This is a genomic window from Aestuariivivens sp. NBU2969 (genome assembly GCF_019931125.1).
In the GTDB taxonomy this organism is placed as follows: domain Bacteria; phylum Bacteroidota; class Bacteroidia; order Flavobacteriales; family Flavobacteriaceae; genus Aestuariivivens; species Aestuariivivens marinum.
Map to the genome: position 1 here is coordinate 266,290 of NZ_JAIOUU010000002.1, position 19,186 is coordinate 285,475.

At 35.8% G+C, this 19,186-nt stretch carries 11 protein-coding genes and 1 tRNA gene; 4 read left to right on the forward strand and 8 right to left on the reverse strand.

Going from position 1 to position 19,186, the window contains the following annotated elements:
- Positions 1 to 15 precede the first annotated feature (15 nt).
- Positions 16 to 606: an RNA polymerase sigma factor gene (locus K7G79_RS02845; RefSeq protein ID WP_223548949.1), complete on the reverse strand. Its 591-nt coding sequence runs from the start codon at positions 604 to 606 to the stop codon at positions 16 to 18.
- A 103-nt stretch (positions 607 to 709) separates the two neighbouring features.
- Here K7G79_RS02845 and K7G79_RS02850 point away from each other — a divergent pair, with 103 nt between their 5' ends.
- The 3 genes from K7G79_RS02850 to K7G79_RS02860 all read left to right on the forward strand — a co-directional run bounded on the left by K7G79_RS02850 (position 710) and on the right by K7G79_RS02860 (position 7,017).
- Positions 710 to 1,876 carry a FecR family protein gene (locus K7G79_RS02850; protein WP_223548951.1) on the forward strand — a complete coding sequence of 389 codons (1,167 nt, stop codon included), beginning with the start codon at positions 710 to 712 and terminating at the stop codon, positions 1,874 to 1,876.
- A gap of 212 nt (positions 1,877 to 2,088) precedes the next feature.
- Positions 2,089 to 5,385 (forward strand): TonB-dependent receptor, encoded by a 3,297-nt coding sequence (locus K7G79_RS02855; protein WP_223548953.1) that lies wholly within the window; start codon positions 2,089 to 2,091, stop codon positions 5,383 to 5,385.
- 12 nt (positions 5,386 to 5,397) lie between these two features.
- Entirely contained in the window at positions 5,398 to 7,017 is a 1,620-nt protein-coding gene (locus K7G79_RS02860) for a RagB/SusD family nutrient uptake outer membrane protein (RefSeq protein ID WP_223548955.1), read from the forward strand.
- Between the two features lie 73 nt (positions 7,018 to 7,090).
- Here K7G79_RS02860 and ilvA read toward each other — a convergent pair whose 3' ends face one another.
- The 5 genes from ilvA to ilvD are packed head-to-tail and all read right to left on the reverse strand — an operon-like array spanning position 7,091 to position 13,891.
- Positions 7,091 to 8,356: a threonine ammonia-lyase IlvA gene (ilvA, locus tag K7G79_RS02865; RefSeq protein WP_223548956.1), complete on the reverse strand. Its 1,266-nt coding sequence runs from the start codon at positions 8,354 to 8,356 to the stop codon at positions 7,091 to 7,093.
- A gap of 36 nt (positions 8,357 to 8,392) precedes the next feature.
- Positions 8,393 to 9,868 (reverse strand): ketol-acid reductoisomerase, encoded by a 1,476-nt coding sequence (gene ilvC / locus K7G79_RS02870; RefSeq protein ID WP_223548958.1) that lies wholly within the window; start codon positions 9,866 to 9,868, stop codon positions 8,393 to 8,395.
- A gap of 15 nt (positions 9,869 to 9,883) precedes the next feature.
- Positions 9,884 to 10,417 carry an acetolactate synthase small subunit gene (gene ilvN / locus K7G79_RS02875; protein WP_223548960.1) on the reverse strand — a complete coding sequence of 178 codons (534 nt, stop codon included), beginning with the start codon at positions 10,415 to 10,417 and terminating at the stop codon, positions 9,884 to 9,886.
- An 11-nt stretch (positions 10,418 to 10,428) separates the two neighbouring features.
- Positions 10,429 to 12,165, reverse strand: a complete 1,737-nt coding sequence (gene ilvB, locus K7G79_RS02880) for a biosynthetic-type acetolactate synthase large subunit (protein WP_223548962.1) — start codon at positions 12,163 to 12,165, stop codon at positions 10,429 to 10,431.
- Between the two features lie 40 nt (positions 12,166 to 12,205).
- Complete coding sequence (gene ilvD / locus K7G79_RS02885; RefSeq protein WP_223548964.1) at positions 12,206 to 13,891, reverse strand: dihydroxy-acid dehydratase; 1,686 nt, start codon at positions 13,889 to 13,891, stop codon at positions 12,206 to 12,208.
- A 693-nt stretch (positions 13,892 to 14,584) separates the two neighbouring features.
- Between ilvD and metK the strand changes: the two genes are divergently transcribed.
- Complete coding sequence (metK, locus tag K7G79_RS02890; protein ID WP_223548966.1) at positions 14,585 to 15,838, forward strand: methionine adenosyltransferase; 1,254 nt, start codon at positions 14,585 to 14,587, stop codon at positions 15,836 to 15,838.
- A 277-nt stretch (positions 15,839 to 16,115) separates the two neighbouring features.
- Here the strand turns inward: metK and K7G79_RS02895 are convergent.
- Both K7G79_RS02895 and K7G79_RS02900 read right to left on the reverse strand, forming a co-directional pair.
- Positions 16,116 to 16,198: transfer RNA gene (locus K7G79_RS02895), tRNA-Tyr, on the reverse strand.
- Between the two features lie 249 nt (positions 16,199 to 16,447).
- Positions 16,448 to 19,168 carry a TonB-dependent receptor gene (locus K7G79_RS02900; RefSeq protein ID WP_223548968.1) on the reverse strand — a complete coding sequence of 907 codons (2,721 nt, stop codon included), beginning with the start codon at positions 19,166 to 19,168 and terminating at the stop codon, positions 16,448 to 16,450.
- Between the last annotated feature and the right edge of the window lie 18 nt (positions 19,169 to 19,186).

Genomic DNA, 19,186 nt, shown 5'->3' on the forward strand with positions numbered 1-19,186 from the left:
CTATTTTTAATAAAATTAGAGTTTTAGCTCTTTCCTAAAAAACAAAATCAAAAATGGCAATATTTTTTCCTTAAGCCTTTCGCGCAGTACAGAAAAGGCCTTCACCATTTGTTTTTCCACAGTATTGACCGAGACATTTTGGTATTCAGCTATTTCCAGATAGGTAAGCCCTTCTTTTTTACTTAAAATGAATGTTTCCTTACATTTCGCAGGCAATTGTGCTATTTCCTGTTCAATAAGCGATAAGATACGCTTATCTTCCCTGTCACCTTCTATCTCAACAATTGTATCAACAACCTCAATGTATTTTTTTTCCAATGTACTTATAGCGATTTCCTTTCGATATTGATCTATAAATTCATTGTAGACAGAGCGATATAAATAATTTTTAATTGAAGTCTTAGAGTTTAGCCATTCCCTTTGTTCCCAAATTCTAACAAAAACGTTCTGAACAATATCTTCTGACCTAAAATCATCCCTAGCCAAATTACTAGCATAACCACAAAGTTTATTATAATACAAGTCTACCAAAAAAGTATAGGCCTTAGGATTTCCTTTTTTAAGATGGTTGATAAGCTTTTTATCGTTTGTAAACTTTCCTTTCAAAAAATTAATGAGAATAATTATGAAAACAAATTTAATTTTTTTTTTCAATTTATGGTGGTATATCATTTTAGCTTCGTTATAAGGGTACAACATTTATATAAGAATGAATTCAAACATTGAACAATTCATTATAAAATTCCTAACTAAAGAAGCGAATTTAGAAGAACTCCTTCAATTGGAATTATGGATCAACAATCCAGAAAATGAGACTTTATTTTTGGAATATATAAAAACCAATACTTATGCCAATAGAGTTTTGAAAACATACAATAAAGAACAGGCAAAAAAAATAATTGCCAAGCGTATTAAGCAAGAGAAAAGGAAAACCAAAAGTTATAATATACTTAAATATGCTGCTGTTATAATATTTGGGCTATTAACGACTGGATACTTGTATAAGAACAAATGGTTTAACCAAGACACCCCCAATACAATTCCTACTGTTGTGAACACCAATGCCATATTGCCAGGTAGTGATAAGGCCACTCTTACATTAGAAGACGGCTCTATTGTTATATTAGAAAAAGGAAAAACAATGCAGACACAAAATGCCAGTAGCAATGGAGAGCAAATTGTATATACTACACAAAAAAATAAAGACGCAAAACCAAAAGAAATTGCGTATAATTATTTAAACATTCCACGGGGGGGGCAATACCACTTAGTGCTATCAGATGGTACTGCTGTTTGGCTTAATTCAGAATCACTGCTTAAATATCCTGTGACCTTTGCAGAAGGGCTACCTCGTGAAGTAGAATTGGTATATGGTGAAGCTTATTTTGATGTTTCCCCTAGCATAGAACATAATGGTTCTACATTTAATGTTATTAATCAAGGCCAAAATATTGAGGTACTGGGAACCCAATTCAATATTAAAGCCTACCAAGACGAAACTATTATTTATACTACACTTGTTGAAGGCGAAGTAATCATATCATACAATGAAAAAAAGCGGATTTTAGCACCAAATCAACAATCTAGTATCGACATTAATAACCAAACTATTGACATTTACCCTATAGATGTGAATACCGAAATCTCATGGCGAAAAGGACTCTTTACCTTTAAAGGAAAACCATTAAAAAACATCATGAAAGTTTTATCCAGATGGTATGATGTAGATGTCATCTTCCTAAATAAAGATTTAGAATCATTGAAGTTTAAGGGTGTTTTAGGTAAAGATCAAAACATCGAAGAAGTTTTAGCCATAATGAAAACCAACACCATTAACGATTATGAAATCAAAGGAAAAACTATAGTATTGAAATAAAAACCTAACTAATCATAAATAAATCGCCTATGCAACACTAATCACTTAAAGAGAAAAGAGGATAAAGTTTTACCCGCAAAAGTATTTAACAATATCCCCTAGTATTATTATCAATTAATTAAAAATTTAACTAACTAATAATTAGCAAATTTATGAAAACCAAATTAATTAGCGGTCTTTTTCTATTTAGAAAAAGACTCTTAAAAATAGTTATGAAAACTTTAATTTTTCTTTTATGTACAACTATTTTTGCATTTTCTCCAAACAATGTCGTATCCCAAAATTCTAAGATAGAAATTGATAAGGATACGATAATGACCGTAGATGAGGTTTTTGATCTCATTATGCAACAAACAGAATATAAATTCTTTTATGAAGAAGGCATCTTTAAAGATTTCCCAAAAGTTATTTTAAAAAAGGGTGTTATTCGAACCAACAAGCTTTTAAATTTAAGTTTATCAAAAGGTGATTTAAAGGTAACTGTAAATTCAAATAATGCTATTCTTATTGAGAATAATTCAATTTCTTCAAACCAACTACAACAAGTTGAAATTTCTGGATCAATTACAGATAAAGATGGTGTGCCACTACCTGGAGCAACTATACTTGAGAAAGGAACCAATAATGGAACCCAATCTGATTTTGACGGTAAGTTTTCCTTAAATGTTTCATCTGGAAATGCCATTATAGTAGTTTCTTATATTGGTTTTGCAACTAAGGAAATTCCTTTAAACAATGAATCTAATATAACAGTAGCCTTACAGGAATCAGCATCTGAATTAGACGAAGTTGTTGTTGTGGGGTATGGAACCCAAAGAAAAGTAAATCTTACTGGGGCAGTAGAGACTGTTAAGGTAGAAGGCCTTAGCGATAGACCAATTACTCAAGCTAGTTCTGCATTACAGGGTCAGGTTGCAGGTGCTTTCATTTCACAAAATGGAGCACAACCGGGAAATGATCAAGCTACTATTTTAATTAGGGGTATTGGATCTTTAGGCAACAATAATCCTTTAGTAATTATTGATGGAATGGAAGGTAGCTTAAAAGATGTAAACCCAAAAGACATGGAATCAGTATCTGTTCTAAAGGATGCTGCTTCGGCTGCCATTTATGGAAACAGGGCCTCAAATGGTGTTATATTAATAACGACCAAAAGAGGAAAAAAAGGGAAAAACAAAATTGAATATACTGGTTATTTAGGTGTTCAATCTGTTACAGACTTTCCTGAATTATTAAGAGGATTAGACCACTATGACTTAAATGCTTTGGCGGTTGCAAATGCAAACGGAGGTATTTTTCCAACCTGGTACACGGAAGAAGTTCGTCAAAATTTCATAAATAAAGTTGACGAACAAAGATGGCCAACAAATTACTCCTGGTCTGACGATATCATTGTAGATGCCATAATTAATGACCATCATATCAATATTTCGGGTGGACAGGATAATTTCCAATATTCAGCATCTGTTGGATATCTAGACCAAGAAGGAATTGTTGATGGGAATGCTACAAAAAGATTAACTTTTAGAACCAATTTATCTTCTTATTTTTTAAAAGATAATAGATTGCGTTTAGACTTAAATCTTTCAGGGTATGACCAAAATACAGAAGACTTTGTAACAGGTATAGGTGAGGTTATGTACCATACGTTTGTACAATCACCATTAACAAGACGACACCTGGAAGGAGTAGGTTATACTGGAGCAGGATATAACTGGGCAGTCTTAGATGCTGGTGGTGGCAGAAATTCAAATTCTTCTCCTATTACCGTTCGTTTAGCGGGTAGCCTTAAGCTGTTGGATAACTTAGAAGTTAAGTCGTCTCTTAATTTTTATAGAACAGGAGATGAGTTAGAAATTTGGAGGCCATCTGTTACTACATTCGGCTTACAAGCAGATGGTACTATTATTGAAAGTACCCCAAGTAACTCTAGTTTAGAAATTAATACCTCAAAATCATTAACGAAAGTTTTTAATTCACAAGTTAACTACAATACAGAGCTAATTGAAGGATTTAAGCTAAATGTCATGGCTGGTCTTGAGGCTAGAGAATATAACTTTTCAAGTAAGTTTATGAGCAGATCCAATTTTTCAGCAAACTTACCTAACTTAGAGATTGGAGATCCTAGTACTCAAAAAAATGGAGGAAGTGATCTGGAAGGTAAATGGCTATCGTATTTTGGTAGGGTTAATCTTGATATTAGTGACAAGTACCTTCTTGAAGGTACTTTAAGACGAGATGGGAGTTCGAGATTTCTTGATAAATGGGGAACATTTCCTTCTGTTTCGGTAGGTTGGAAGGTGTCTAATGAAGACTTTTTAAAAGACAACGAGTTCCTTAACAGCTTGAAATTAAGAGCTTCATGGGGTCAGTTGGGTAATGAGAACATTAACTCCTACTATGCAGCTTCAGATGAATTAAGCCTTAATCTTTTTGCTAATTTTAACAATAGTGTAACTCCTGCAGGTGCAATTACTATTCTTGCTAATCAAGCCACAAGCTGGGAAACGTCAGAGCAGGTTAACTTTGGAGTAGATTTTGGTCTTTTAAAGAATAAAATTACAGGTTCAATAGACTACTTTGTTAAAAAGAACTCTGATATCCTAATGCAATTACCATTATCAAGCACCTTAGGTTTATCAACATTCCCATATCAAAACGTTGCTGCCATGGAGAATAAGGGAATTGAGTTGCTATTAAGTTATTCTGGAAAGATAAAAGAAGTTCAATTCAATGCAAATCTAACAGCATCTAATACAAAAACTAAAATTACTGATTTAGCTGGTCAAGATCCTATTGTTTTTAATGATATTATTTGGAAAGAAGGACATCCGTTCAATTCATTTTATGGCTATCAAACAGAAGGTATTTACCAGTCTCAAGCCGAAATAGATGCTCATTTAACTGCTACGGGTATGGGTAATACTTATGCTGGTTTAGTAGCTGAACCAGGAGATATAAGATTAAAAGATAGAAATAATGATGGTTTAATTAATGAAGATGATAAAACTATTTTAGGACAATCTTTCCCTGATTGGATATTTTCAACAAATCTTGATTTTAAGTGGAAGAATTGGGATTTATCTTTATTCTTCCAAGGGGTAACAGGATTAAACACTTTTAATCGTCAATTCGCAGTATTTCCCTTCCATGGTGGTGCTGCAGGAACTGGTGCCTGGTATAAAAATGGTTGGACTCAGGAAAACCCAAGTGAAACCATACAACGTGTAATCACAGACAATAGTAGATTTGATCTTATATCTGATTATTATTTAGAAGATGCTTCCTATTTAAGGCTAAAAAATATCACTTTAGGTTACTCACTTCCTTCATCTTTGGTAGATGGATTAGGCATAACCAGTTTTAGAATTCATGGTAATATACAAAATGCCTTAACTTGGACTAAAATGAGATATGGTTTTGACCCAGAAAAACCGGGTTCTACAACAAGTTCTTTGCAGTACCCGCAATCAAGAATTTATTCTTTAGGAATTAACGTAAAATTTTAAACTATTATGAAAATGAAAAAATTAGTTATAAAATTATTTATACTAGGAATTTTGGTTCATTCGTGTAGTGAAAACTACTTAGATACAACACCTAAGGATTTTATTACTCCTGCAACTTTCCTAGAAAATGAAGCACAAGTAGAAATCTTACTAAATGGCGTATATCACCAATTGGATTTTGGTGGGACCAATGATGCTGACCAAAAACTGAACCCTTTTGTTTTTGATAATATGACTGACAATTCTGTTGATTTACAGCCCTGGCATGGGACAACTGCCTTTGCTAAAGGAGGAGTTCCAGCCAATAATAAGCGAGTAAGATGGAAATGGAAACGCAATTATCAAGGAATAGCCAGAGCAAATACATTTATAGATTTGGTAAGTGAATCTCCAATAGAATCTGATAAGATTCCTAGATATTTTGCTGAAGCCAAGTTTTTAAGAGCTTGGTATTATCATGATCTAGTTATGTTTTATGGTGATGTTCCATTATTGCTAGGGAAGCCTGATTTGGCAGATGGACAACCAAGCAGGACTCCAAAAGCTGAAGTAATAACCCAAATTTTAAAGGATTTGGACGAAGCAATACCTGTTTTACCACTTTCATATACTGGCAATGAAAAAGGAAAGATTACAAAAGGAGCTGCAATTGCATTTAAAGCAAGAGTACTATTGTTTGAAGAACGCTGGAATGAAGCAGCTGCAGTAGCAAAAGAATGTATGGATTTAGGGGTTTACTCATTATTCTCAGATTATGAAGGTTTGTTTCTAGAGGTAAATGAATCTGCAGTTTCAGATTCAGAAGCTATTTTAGAAGTCTTTTATACACCAAATGTTAATGCCTCCTTTTTCCAAACACCGATAATGGAATGGTGGCCTATGGTGCTTCCGTCCCTTAGTATGGCAGAAGCATACTATATGGATAATGGATTACCTATTACAGATCCAAGTTCAGGTTACGATCCTGATAATCCTTATATGAACAGAGACCCAAGGTTATATGCTTCTATTTATTATCCAGGAGCACCTTGGAGAGTAGAGTTTTGGGGAAGAACAGCTCCTGATAACAGATTTCAAGAAAATTGGATACTAGGTGGAACAGGATTTAAACCCAAAAAATGGATGAATGATGGAAAACAAATGGATAGATGGAGTGGAGAAGGAAACAATAAAATATTTTTAAGGTATGCAGAGGTTTTGTTAACCTATGCAGAGGCAAAAAATGAAGCTTCAGGACCTGATGCTTCTGTGTATGCTGCTATAGATGAGTTACGGAATCGCATTGGGATGACAACTTTAACTGCTGCTATGCCAGGGTTAAGTCAGTCCGAAATGCGAGAGGTTATTAGAAACGAAAGAAGAGTTGAATTTTTATATGAAGGTCTAAGGTTAAATGATATAAGAAGATGGAAAATAGGAGAGGACGTTATGGTTAACTCTGAAGGTTATGACCATACTTATCTTAAAGATCAATCCTATCCTGGTGATGGAATGGGAACAACAGCAGACTGGCAATATGTAAGAAGAATTGTTGATATTAGAAGTTTTATTGCTCCAAGAGATTACCTATGGCCAATTCCACAGGAAGAAATGGACTCTAATCCTAATATGACACAAAATCCTGGGTATTAATATTCGAAGTTAGTTTTTCAATTAGTTTGTTTGTTAAAAAGAGGGGCACTAAAGGCTCCTCTTTTTTTATTGTTTACACCAAAAACTGGAACAGGTCGGGTTTGTTGTTCAAGTAATTACCGTAAAAATTGTGTTTTTTCATCTTGGAAATAAGTGGTTCCAAATCAGAAGCAGCTTTTAACTGAACACCAACTACCGCAGATCCATTTTCACGATTGGTTTTTTTGGCATACTGAAAATAGGTAATGTCGTCGTTTGGCCCCAAAATATCAACTACAAACTCTCTAAGAGCACCCGCACGTTGGGGAAACTTCACAATAAAATAATGCTTTAAATTAGCGTACAACAAAGCGCGTTCCTTAATCTCTGGGGTACGGGTAATATCATTGTTACTACCACTTACCACACAAACCACGTTTTTACCCTTAATATCAGCAGTATAAAAATCCAATGCCGAGATGCTTAAAGCGCCCGCAGGTTCTAACACTATAGCATCTTTATTGTACAGTTCTAAAATTGTTTGGCATACTTTACCTTCTGGAACGGTTACGATATCATCAAGTTGGGCTTTACAGATATCAAAGGTTAAATCACCCACACGTTTTACGGCAGCGCCATCAATAAATTTTTCAATGTGTTCTAACTCCGTGTTTTTGTTATTCTTAATACTGATTTGCATGGCGGGGGCACCTTCTGGTTCAACCCCAATAATCTTTGTATTAGGTGATAAGATTTTAAACACTGTCGATAAACCTGCGGCCAAACCACCTCCTCCTATGGGAACAAATACATAATCTAATGCGACTTTCGATTGCTCTAATATTTCCAATCCTATGGTAGCTTGTCCCTCAATAACCTTTTCGTCATCAAAAGGATGAATAAATGCTTTTTCCAATTCATCACATTCTTTCATGGCAGCATAATAGGCATCGTCGAAGGTATCACCTACTAGTTTAATATCTATATAATCCTCACCAAACATTTTAACCTGCTCCACCTTTTGATTAGGTGTTGGTGCTGGCATATAAATGGTTCCATGTATCTGTAATAATTTACAAGATAAAGCTACTCCTTGGGCATGGTTTCCCGCACTTGCACAAACCACTCCATGGTTTGCCTGTTCAGAATTTAGAGAATTAATTTTATTGTACGCCCCTCTTATTTTATAAGAACGTACTTGTTGAAGGTCTTCACGTTTAAAATAGATATTAGCATCAAACTGTTTGGAGTACCTAAAGCTAGGGCTTAAAGGCGTAACTGCCGATACGTTTTTAATCGTATCAGCAGCTAGCTTTATATCACTAATATTAGGAAAATATGTGATTTTTTCCTGATTCATGACAAACTGTTTTTTTTGAATTCTCGAGCCTTTATATTACACTATAGGCTTCATAGCCGTCATCGATGCCCTTAAAAATTCACCTATTTTTTCAACAGGATGGGATCGTAATGCTTTGTTCACTGCTATAAGTTTCGCATTATCAACTGCCTTACCGTTATCTTTTGCATAAGCCTTTCCTATTACATCGGTGTCAATGGTTTTCATGAAATCTGACAATAATGGCTTACAGGCATGATCAAATAAATAACACCCATACTCCGCCGTATCAGATATTACACTGTTCATTTCGTATAATTTCCTTCTTGCAATAGTATTGGCTATAAGTGGTGTTTCGTGTAATGACTCGTAATAAGCTGAAGCATCAATAATTCCAGAATCGGTCATAGCCTCAAAAGCCAATTCCACACCTGCTCTTACCATAGCAACCATTAGTACGCCATTGTCGTAGTACTCTTGTTCTGTGATTTCAACATCACCTGCAGGCGTTTTTTCGAAAGCTGTTTCTGCAGTTGCTGCTCGCCATGTTAATAGTTTCTCATCACCATTAGCCCAATCTTCCATCATGCCGCTAGAGAAACGACCTTCCATAATATCATCCATATGCTTTTGGAACAACGGACGCATGATGTCTTTTAATTCTTCCGATAACTCAAACGCTTTAATTTTAGCTGGATTAGAAAGCCTGTCCATCATATTGGTGATACCACCATATTTAAGACCTTCGGTAATGGTTTCCCATCCGTACTGGATTAATTTTGATGCATATCCAGGCTCAATTCCTTTTTCAATCATTTTATTGAAACAAAGGATAGATCCTGTTTGCAACAAACCACAAAGAATAGTTTGCTCACCCATTAAATCTGATTTTACCTCAGCCACAAAAGAGGACTCCAAAACACCTGCCCTATCACCTCCAGTTGCAGCTGCATACGCTTTTGCCTGCGCCCAACCTTTTCCTTCTGGGTCATTCTCAGGGTGTACTGCTATTAGTGTTGGCACACCAAATCCTCTTTTATACTCTTCCCTTACCTCAGATCCCGGACACTTAGGTGCCACCATGATTACGGTTAAATCCTCACGAATTTGGGTTCCCTCTTCAACAATGTTAAAGCCATGAGAATAAGATAATGTTGCCCCTTTTTTCATTAAAGGCATAACCGCGTTTACCACACTAGTGTGCTGTTTATCTGGTGTTAAGTTTAATACTAAATCGGCTGTTGGAATTAACATTTCATAGGTTCCTACGTTAAATCCGTTTTCTGAGGCATTAACAAACGACTTACGCTTTTCTGCTATGGCCTCAGCCCGTAAAGCATAAGAAATATCCAATCCAGAATCCCTCATATTTAATCCTTGGTTAAGGCCTTGAGCCCCACAACCTACTATAACTATTTTCTTTCCTTTAAGAGCATTTACACCATCTCCAAATTCTGAAGTTTCCATGAATCTACACTTCGATAACTGCTCTAATTTGTCCCTTAATGATAAGGTGTTAAAATAATTTCCCATTTCTAATTTTAATTACTATTGATTATTGAATGCTAAAAGCATTTCGGTTATTTTCATTTCTTCTTTTGTTACGGCTATTCGACCCGAGCGCACAAACTGCATAATCCCAAAAGCACTTAAGGCCTTACGTAAATTTTCAATCTCGTGACGTCTTCCAGATTTTTCCAATACAAAAAATTCCTTGTTTACCGTAACTATTCTGGTATCACTGTCTTTTATGATATTTTGAATTTGTGGTTCTTCAAACAATAAATCGGACTTTATCTTAAACATACAAGACTCTGTAAAAATGGTCTCTTCATCGGTATGATAATAGGCTCTAATGGCCTCAACTTGCTTTTGTATCTGACCAATGATTTTCTTAGCCTGAGATTCGGTAATATTCACCACGATTACAAAACGATTAACCCCTTCGATCTCTGACTGAGACGTGGTTAAACTTTCGATATTGATATGTCTACGCTGAAAAATTGCTGAAATACGATTTAGTAAACCGATGTTGTTTTCGGTATAAATCGATATCGTAAATGTTTTTATTGCTTCGTTCATGTTTTCAAAATTTAGCTTAATCGAATATCTGAAACCGATGCTCCTGAAGGAATCATAGGGAATACGTTATCTTCTTTTTCTACGCAAACCTCTAAAAAGTATGCTCCTTCTGAGGCCATCATTTCTTCTACAGCTCCAGCCAATTCTTCTCTTATTGTTACGCGTTTTGTTTCTAAATGATATCCTTTAGCTATAGTTATAAAATCTGGATTGGTCATTTCGGTCGAGGCATAACGTTTATCGAAAAACAATTGTTGCCACTGACGTACCATACCTAAAAATTCATTGTTCAAAACCACAATTTTTACTGGTATTTGCGTTTGAAAAATGGTTCCTAACTCTTGAATATTCATTTGGAAGCCACCGTCACCAATAATAGCAACCACATCGCGTTCCGGCTCAGCCATTTTAGCACCCATAGCTGCTGGTAGTGCAAATCCCATAGTGCCCAAACCTCCTGAGGTAATGTTACTTTTTGTTTTATTAAATTCAGAATAGCGACAAGCAATCATTTGGTGCTGTCCCACATCGGAAACAATAGCTGCATTACCACCACTTTGTTTATTAATTTCCTTGAGTACCTCACCCATGGTCAAACCTTCTTTGGTAGGCGTAATATCATGCTTTATTACTTTTTCAAACTCGATGTCGTAAAGCTTTTTAAACTCTTGTAGCCAATCTGTATGCGAATTTTCATTTAGTAAAGGCAATAAAGCTTGCAAACTAGCTTTGGCATCTCCTAGAACAGCCACATCAGTTTTTACATTTTTATCGACCTCAGCAGGATCGATTTCAAAATGAATTATCTTAGCTTGTTTTGCATAAGTATTTAAATCGCCCGTAACACGATCATCAAAACGCATACCTATAGCTATCAATACATCACATTCGTTGGTTAAAACATTTGGTGCATAATTGCCATGCATCCCAACCATACCTACATTTAGCGGGTGAGATGTTGGTATTGCCGAAGCTCCCATAATGGTCCAAGCTGCTGGTATACCCGCTTTTTCAATAACGGCTTTTAGTTCGGCTTCGGCTTCTCCCAAAATAATGCCTTGCCCCCAAACAACCATTGGTTTCTTGGCTCTATTAATTAAATCGGCTGCCGCTTGCAAAGATTCGGGAGCTGTTTTTGGCACTGGAATATAACTTCTAACACCCGTGCATTTTTCATATTTAAAATCCAGTTCTCCAAACTGGGCATTCTTTGTAATATCAATTAATACGGGCCCAGGGCGTCCACTTTTCGCAATATAAAACGCCTTGGCTATAACTTCAGGAATATCTTCTGCCTTGGTTACTTGGTGATTCCATTTCGTAACCGGCGTAGAAATACCAACAATATCTGTTTCCTGAAAAGCATCACTACCTAATAAATGGGATGGTACCTGCCCCGTAATACACACCAATGGCGTAGAGTCTATTTGTGCGTCGGCAATGCCCGTAATTAAATTGGTTGCCCCAGGACCAGACGTAGCCATTGCTACACCTACTCGACCAGATATTCTAGCATATCCCTGTGCGGCATGGGCAGCCCCTTGTTCATGTCGGGTAAGTACGTGATGAATCTGGTCTTGATATTTGAATAACTCATCGTATACCGGCATAATAGCCCCTCCAGGATAACCATAAAGCACATCAACACCTTCGGCTATTAAACATTTTATAACGGCCTCGCTTCCACAGATACGTTCGGTTGAACGTTCTGAATTTTTCTTTGTTTCTAAAGTTTGTGTTTCTTTCATAAGCTTAACTATTTTGAAAGATTCCTTGCTTTCGCAGGAATTAAAATGCATCAGTAACACAACCTTTTGAGGCCGAAGCTACCGATTTTGCATATTTATATAATATTCCTTTTTTATGTTTCAATTCTGGAGCTTGCCATTGTGCCTTTCTTTCAACCAATACTTCATCGGACAAAAGGACGTTTATGGAATTGTCTTCAGCACTAATGCGAATACGGTCTCCTGTTTTAATCAACGCGATAGCTCCTCCTGTTTGTGCTTCGGGAGTAATATGGCCGACCACAAAACCATGTGTTCCACCAGAAAATCGGCCATCAGTAATCAAAGCTACCGACTTTCCTAATCCTGCACCCATAATTAACGACGTAGGTTTTAACATTTCTGGCATACCTGGCCCACCTTTGGGACCAACGTATCGGATAACAACCACATCACCTTTCTCAACTTCTCCATTAGATATTCCTGTATTGGCTGCCTGTTCGCCATCGAAAACCACAGCCTTACCTTCAAACACCAAACCTTCTTTTCCTGAAATTTTTGCAACAGCACCTTCGGTAGCTAGGTTTCCATAAAGGATCTGAAGATTACCAGACGATTTTAAAGCTTTGTCCGTTGGGTAAATGACATCCTGATCATTTTCAAATTCAAGTGGTGCCACATCCTTTAAGTTCTCAGCCAATGTTTTGCCCGTTACAGTTAAACAATCACCATATAAATAGCCTTTATCCAATAAATATTTCATTACTGCTGGTGTTCCTCCTACGCCATGAACATCTTCCATTAAATATTTACCAGATGGTTTTAAATCGGCTATTAATGGGGTTCTGTCACTAACACGTTGAAAATCCTCCAATGTAAATTCAATATCGGCTGCATGAGCAATGGCCAAAAAGTGCAATACCGCATTCGTAGAACCACCCAAGGCATTAACCAATGTAATAGCATTTTCAATGGATTTTTTAGAAATAATATCCAACGGTTTTAAATCCAATTCCAGTAGGTTTTTAATAGCCCTTGCTGTTCTTTCTGCTTCAGAAAGCTTGTTTGGATTTTCAGCTGGAATAGATGAATTATAGGGTAAGGCTAAGCCCATACATTCGATTGCCGAAGCCATAGTATTAGCCGTATACATACCACCACAAGCTCCAGCACCAGGAATGGCCCTTTTTATAATTTCACGGTATTCTTCTTCATCTATTTCTCCTGCTACTTTTTGTCCTAACGCTTCGAAAGCCGAAACGACATTTAATTTTCTACCTTTATAATTCCCAGAAGCTATGGTACCACCGTACATCATTATAGACGGTCTATTTAAACGCAACATGGCGATAATCGCTCCAGGCATATTTTTGTCACATCCAACAACCGATATCAACGCATCGTAGCTTTGAGCATTCATTACCGTTTCTATAGAATCTGCAATAATATCTCGAGAAGCCAAGGAATAGTTCATACCAGAAGTTCCCATAGATATACCATCACTAACACCAATGGTATTAAACCCTAAACCAACCATGCCCGCTATGTTACACTCAATCTTTATTTCACCTGCCAAACCGTTTAAATGCATATTACACGGGTTACCATCATAACCCGTACTGGCAATCCCCACTTGGGGTTTATGCATATCCTCATCAGTCAATCCTACGGCGTATAACATGGCCTGTGATGCAGGCTGCGATTCATCCTGTGTTAGTCTTTTGCTATATTTATTAAGTTCCTTCATTTTTATTACAGATAATTTCAGGTTCTGTCTTATTATGATTTATTATTCTTTGCGTTTTAAGTTTTTTTGTAAAAAATCTTCAATATTTTAAAATACTTGTCGAAATTAAATTATTGATCACTTATACATTGTTTTCTTTATAAAACTAGGTTAAACCCACAACACTAAAATTTTAGATAAAAAGCTATATATCAATAATTTAAATTGTGTTTTTTATGACGTTCAAAAAATCAAAAAATATGCACTCAAACCCATAAGCTATTACTTGAAGAATAATTCTTTAAATAGTTCTATATATAAATCCTAAAATGAATTCAGGATTATTGCTTTAAGGCAATAACTTAAAGCAATAAAAAAAGCCTTCCTGTTAAGGAAGGCCCAATACACTTTATATTATCATATATCATGTTTTTTCTATTGACATAAGCACAATAACAGAAATGATATGAAACACTTGTTCATTAATCTTCAAGACTACAAATTTTCAAAAATAAATTTTAAGCTCAATTTTAATTTTGAAAAAAAAGTTAAAATCGATATGTAATTCATCTTCATTTCTTTTTATTTTTTTAATTTTGCCTGAGTAAAACAATAGAGGATAGATTTGACTGATTGCAACCTCAAGAAAAAATGCTAAAGGCAGTGTAAACTTCCTTTGACGCTATCGTCAAATCTCCCGATAAATTTTATTTTATGGCTTATTTATTTACTTCAGAAAGTGTTTCTGAAGGACATCCAGATAAAGTTGCTGACCAAATTAGCGACGCCCTAATCGATAACTTTTTGGCTTTTGATGTAGAGTCGAAAGTGGCTTGTGAAACCTTGGTTACCACGGGACAAGTAGTACTTGCTGGTGAGGTTAAATCGCATACCTATTTAGATGTGCAGAAAATTGCCCGGGATACTATTAATAAAATAGGATATACTAAAGGAGAATACATGTTTGACGGAAATTCCTGCGGGGTGTTTTCGGCTATTCATGAACAATCGGACGATATTAACCGTGGTGTAGATAGAGCAACTAAAGAAGAGCAAGGTGCTGGTGACCAAGGGATGATGTTTGGATATGCTACTAATGAAACTGAAAATTATATGCCATTGGCATTAGATTTATCACATCGTATACTAAAGGAGTTGGCTGAGCTACGACGAGAAAACAAAGACATTACTTATTTAAGACCTGATAGCAAAAGCCAAGTGACCATTGAATATAGCGATGACAATATCCCTCAGCGAATTGATGCTATTGTAATATCTACTCAACACGACGATTTTGCCGATGATGAGACCATGTTGGCTAAAATACGAAAAGACATTGTTGACATTTTAATCCCACGTGTGGTTTCCAAATTACCAGAAGCCACACAAGCTTTATTTAATAAGGATATTAAATACCATATCAACCCCACAGGGAAGTTTGTTATTGGCGGCCCTCATGGTGATACGGGATTGACCGGGCGAAAAATTATTGTTGATACCTATGGAGGCAAAGGTGCCCACGGCGGTGGTGCATTTTCTGGGAAAGACCCTAGCAAGGTAGACCGTAGTGCTGCCTACGCAACTCGGCATATTGCTAAAAACTTAGTCGCTGCTGGTGTTGCCGACGAAGTTTTGGTACAAGTAAGTTATGCTATTGGTGTTGTAGAACCTATGGGTATTTTTATTGACACCTATGGCACTTGTCCGTTTAACATGACCGATGGCGAAATCGCAGAAAAAGTATCACAGATTTTTGATTTGCGTCCTTTCGCTATTGAAAAACGTTTAAAACTACGCTCACCCATGTATAGTGAAACAGCAGCCTATGGCCATATGGGGCGCACCAACGAAACTGTTACCAAAACCTTTACCCAACCTAATGGAGAAAGTGTAACCTTAGATGTTGAGTTGTTTACTTGGGAAAAACTGGATTATGTTGATAGGGTAAAGGAAATTTTTGGACTGTAAAAACTAAACTATTATCCTATACATTTTTAAATATAAAGTGAGATAAAAAGTCAGGTAGGATTGCATATCCTTTTTATCCACTCCCGAAAATAAAAAGCCTCACTACTATAGCAAATCTTTATTTTCAATAAGTCAATGAACAACTTGTAATAGATACAAAACGAGATAAAAAGCCATGCAGGATTGCATATCCTTTTTATCTCGCTTTGAAAACAAAAAAGCCAAACTTACAAATTCAAACAAGCTTGATTTGACGTTTGGCTTTTTTGTTTATTCGTGGGAAGAGCAGGATTCGAACCTGCGAAGGTGAAAACCAACAGATTTACAGTCTGTCCTCGTTGGCCGCTTGAGTATCTTCCCTAATACCATTTCTAACTTAAAATTATTCATTAAAATTTGCCCTTTTTCTCCTATGCTTCAAAATAAAATTTAACCGTAGCTTAGGCTATGCTTAAATTTTCTTTCTTGCCTAGATAAAAAAATTACTGTGTTTTATTTGAGCAATTTTAAATCAGAACCGGTATAACCGAGCGCAAATATATTATTGTTTCTCTATTATGCAAAGGAAAATCCTGTTTTATAAAAATATCTTTTAGCAAGAGAAATTGACTATAATTCATAACGTAATCTAAACGTAATAAATCGGGGCTGGATAAAATACTCGGTAGCACTTACTGAAATATTCCCCGACCTACTGGTGTTCTGTGATTGGGTATCCAATAAGTTTGTGGCTTTAATTTCATATTCCCATTTGCTGTCTGCATTTTTCCTGTAAGCTAGCGAGGCATCCCAAAATTCGAAGGAATTGATTTTTCTGTCTTCGTCACTAAAACTATTATAGGAATAGTTAGTTTTAAACGTGAAAGTTTTAAAAATAAGCGCATCAAATTCTACCGAAGGTGCTTTAGTAAAAAACTTGGTGCGTCGATCGCCTTGGTCATTATCTTGTATGCTATAGCGATAGCCCAGTTCAAAATTAGGCGCTTCCCTAAAATTAGTTCGTAGTTCTGCCCTATAGCTATGGGAATAGTTTTCATTTACCGAGGTTTGTCCATTAATAATCTGGTTAAACTTACTATAGTTAAAGTTGCCGTTAAGCGTTCCCCTAAATTTACCCCATGTTTTTTGGATGCGTGCATTGGCTCCTGCACTTTCATCGGCCAAACCAGAATTAAATGGTGTACTAACCCGCACTACACTATTGGTCAAAAACTGGGATGTGGTTCTTATTCTATCTACCGCTTTGCTATAGTTTATACTTGCATTTACGTTGGTATAGTTAAACATATTAAAACTGAAATAGGACAAATTCACATTATGGGACAAGGCACTCTCCAATTCCGGATTTCCTGAAAATATTGAACGATAACTATTTAAAACCAAACCCCTTGCAAATTGGTTGACATCGGTAAATTGGGTTTGCATTCTATAGTTGAAAATAAGCTGTTCACTCTTTTTTAATTGGATTCGAGTGTTGAAATCGGGCAAGAGTCTGAAAAAGTTATCGGTATACGTTTCATTAAACTGACTGTTCTTAGCACTGTAAGCATGCGCTGAAAAACCTGGGGTAAACGTAAAAATCCCCAATTTCAAACGGTAATGAATACCCAAATACACATCAGAAAAGCGATAGGCAATATCATTTATGTCCAATCCGTTATTTTGGGTAGGCACATTGTCATATTTGCTTCCATTATCAAGATATTGGAAAATATCAGAATTATAATCCTGCTTGCTATAAATGGTCCCTAAAGTGAAATTAATGTCGCTTTTGGTGTTTAAAATATTCCAATAATCCAACTTGGCATCTAATTGGTTAGATTTTACACGCTTTTCCTGTGCTACATCATAACCTATTTGGGTATTATCAAATCCTAAAACTTGAGCAGTATTGATATAACTATCTTTGTCTTCTAGAAACGCATTATAAAACGGATCTTCATCCTGCCACAAATGCTGAACCTCTAGAGCAAAAATATTAGCGTCATCCAAGGTATAATAATAATTCACATTTTGATTGATGCTAAAAGGCTTTGCGTTTTCCAATTCATTTATGTTACCATTTACAGAAGAGTAAAACAACTGGTCTTGTGATTCTTTTGAAGTCCGTGCCAAAACGTCATAATCCAACTGATTGTTGGTGTTGGGTTTGTACTTGGCACTAAACTTAGCCATAGCCAAATCACTACGTTGTGTGGTGTTACTTTCTGTGGTTTCATCTGGAATGTTTAAATCTGGGTTAGTATAAACCACTGAGCTATTTTCCTGCAAATCGGTTCTACTACTTAAAAAAATGGCAAACCCGCTTAAATCTAATGTCTTTTTTGGTGAGTAACTGAAATTAGCTGCGCCAAACTTGGTATTAATATCCTTTGCCCTGTTATTTTGAAGGGACAAAAAACCTAAATTATTACTACCTAAATTAATGTTAGTACCACTGCTTCTACTGGGACTCCTAAAACCTCCCATAAAATTGAAATAATCACGTCGGGTAAAGGCTATTTCGCCAATATTGTTCATGTCTCCTATAAAATTTAAACTGTACTCCGGACTATAATAAAACATTTTTGGCTGAGCCAAATACAATGTTTTATCATCAGCTCCACCTGCACCAGCTGTAATATTACCAAACCAAAAATTCTTTTTGCCTTCCTTAAGTTTAATGTTTATAGCAATATTATCTTGATTATTTGTTACACCACTTAACTGCCCAATTTCAGCATAATTCTTAAGAACTTCTACTTTATCGACCGCATTAGCCGGTATGTTTTGGGTAGCCAATTTAGAATCGCCGTCAAAAAAATCCTTGCCTTCAACCATCACTTTACCTACCGCTTTACCTTCTACCTCAATTTGTCCTTCGTCATTCACTTCAACACCTGGCAGCTTATTAAGCACATCACCCAATTTACGCTCTGTACCCGATGTAAAAGAATCGGCATTGTAAACTATGGTATCGCCTTTAACGGTAACGGGCATTTCGTAAATCAGTTCAATTTCGTCTAAAGTATTGTCATTTTGAAGGATGAAATTTTTAACTAAATCAATTTCGGTAGTTTGAACATCTTCTTGAGCAGTTTTCATCCCTATATAACTCACTTGAATTTTATAATTGGTATTTTTTTCCAGTGATAACTTATAATAACCCTCGTTGTTAGTTATCCCGTAAGAATCTAGTTTTTGTGACTCTTGATTAATGGCTATAACATTTGCTAATTCGAGCGGTGTTCCAATACTGTCTTTTACGACTCCTTCTAGTTTAACTTGGCCTTTAGCGATGAAACTAATACTAAAAAGCAAAATATAAAATGTACTATTAGCTTTATTCATTTGGTTATTATTTGGTTG

Excerpts from the sequence above, each read along its gene's own strand:
- ilvA (WP_223548956.1), bottom strand. The coding sequence starts at position 8,356 with ATGAATCAGGAAAAAATCACATATTTTCCTAATATTAGTGATATAAAG.
- ilvD (WP_223548964.1), bottom strand. The coding sequence starts at position 13,891 with ATGAAGGAACTTAATAAATATAGCAAAAGACTAACACAGGATGAATCG.
- ilvN (WP_223548960.1), bottom strand. The coding sequence starts at position 10,417 with ATGAACGAAGCAATAAAAACATTTACGATATCGATTTATACCGAAAAC.
- ilvC (WP_223548958.1), bottom strand. The coding sequence starts at position 9,868 with ATGGGAAATTATTTTAACACCTTATCATTAAGGGACAAATTAGAGCAG.
- ilvB (WP_223548962.1), bottom strand. The coding sequence starts at position 12,165 with ATGAAAGAAACACAAACTTTAGAAACAAAGAAAAATTCAGAACGTTCA.
- K7G79_RS02860 (WP_223548955.1), top strand. The coding sequence starts at position 5,398 with ATGAAAAAATTAGTTATAAAATTATTTATACTAGGAATTTTGGTTCAT.
- K7G79_RS02850 (WP_223548951.1), top strand. The coding sequence starts at position 710 with ATGAATTCAAACATTGAACAATTCATTATAAAATTCCTAACTAAAGAA.
- K7G79_RS02900 (WP_223548968.1), bottom strand. The coding sequence starts at position 19,168 with ATGAATAAAGCTAATAGTACATTTTATATTTTGCTTTTTAGTATTAGT.
- metK (WP_223548966.1), top strand. The coding sequence starts at position 14,585 with ATGGCTTATTTATTTACTTCAGAAAGTGTTTCTGAAGGACATCCAGAT.
- K7G79_RS02855 (WP_223548953.1), top strand. The coding sequence starts at position 2,089 with ATGAAAACTTTAATTTTTCTTTTATGTACAACTATTTTTGCATTTTCT.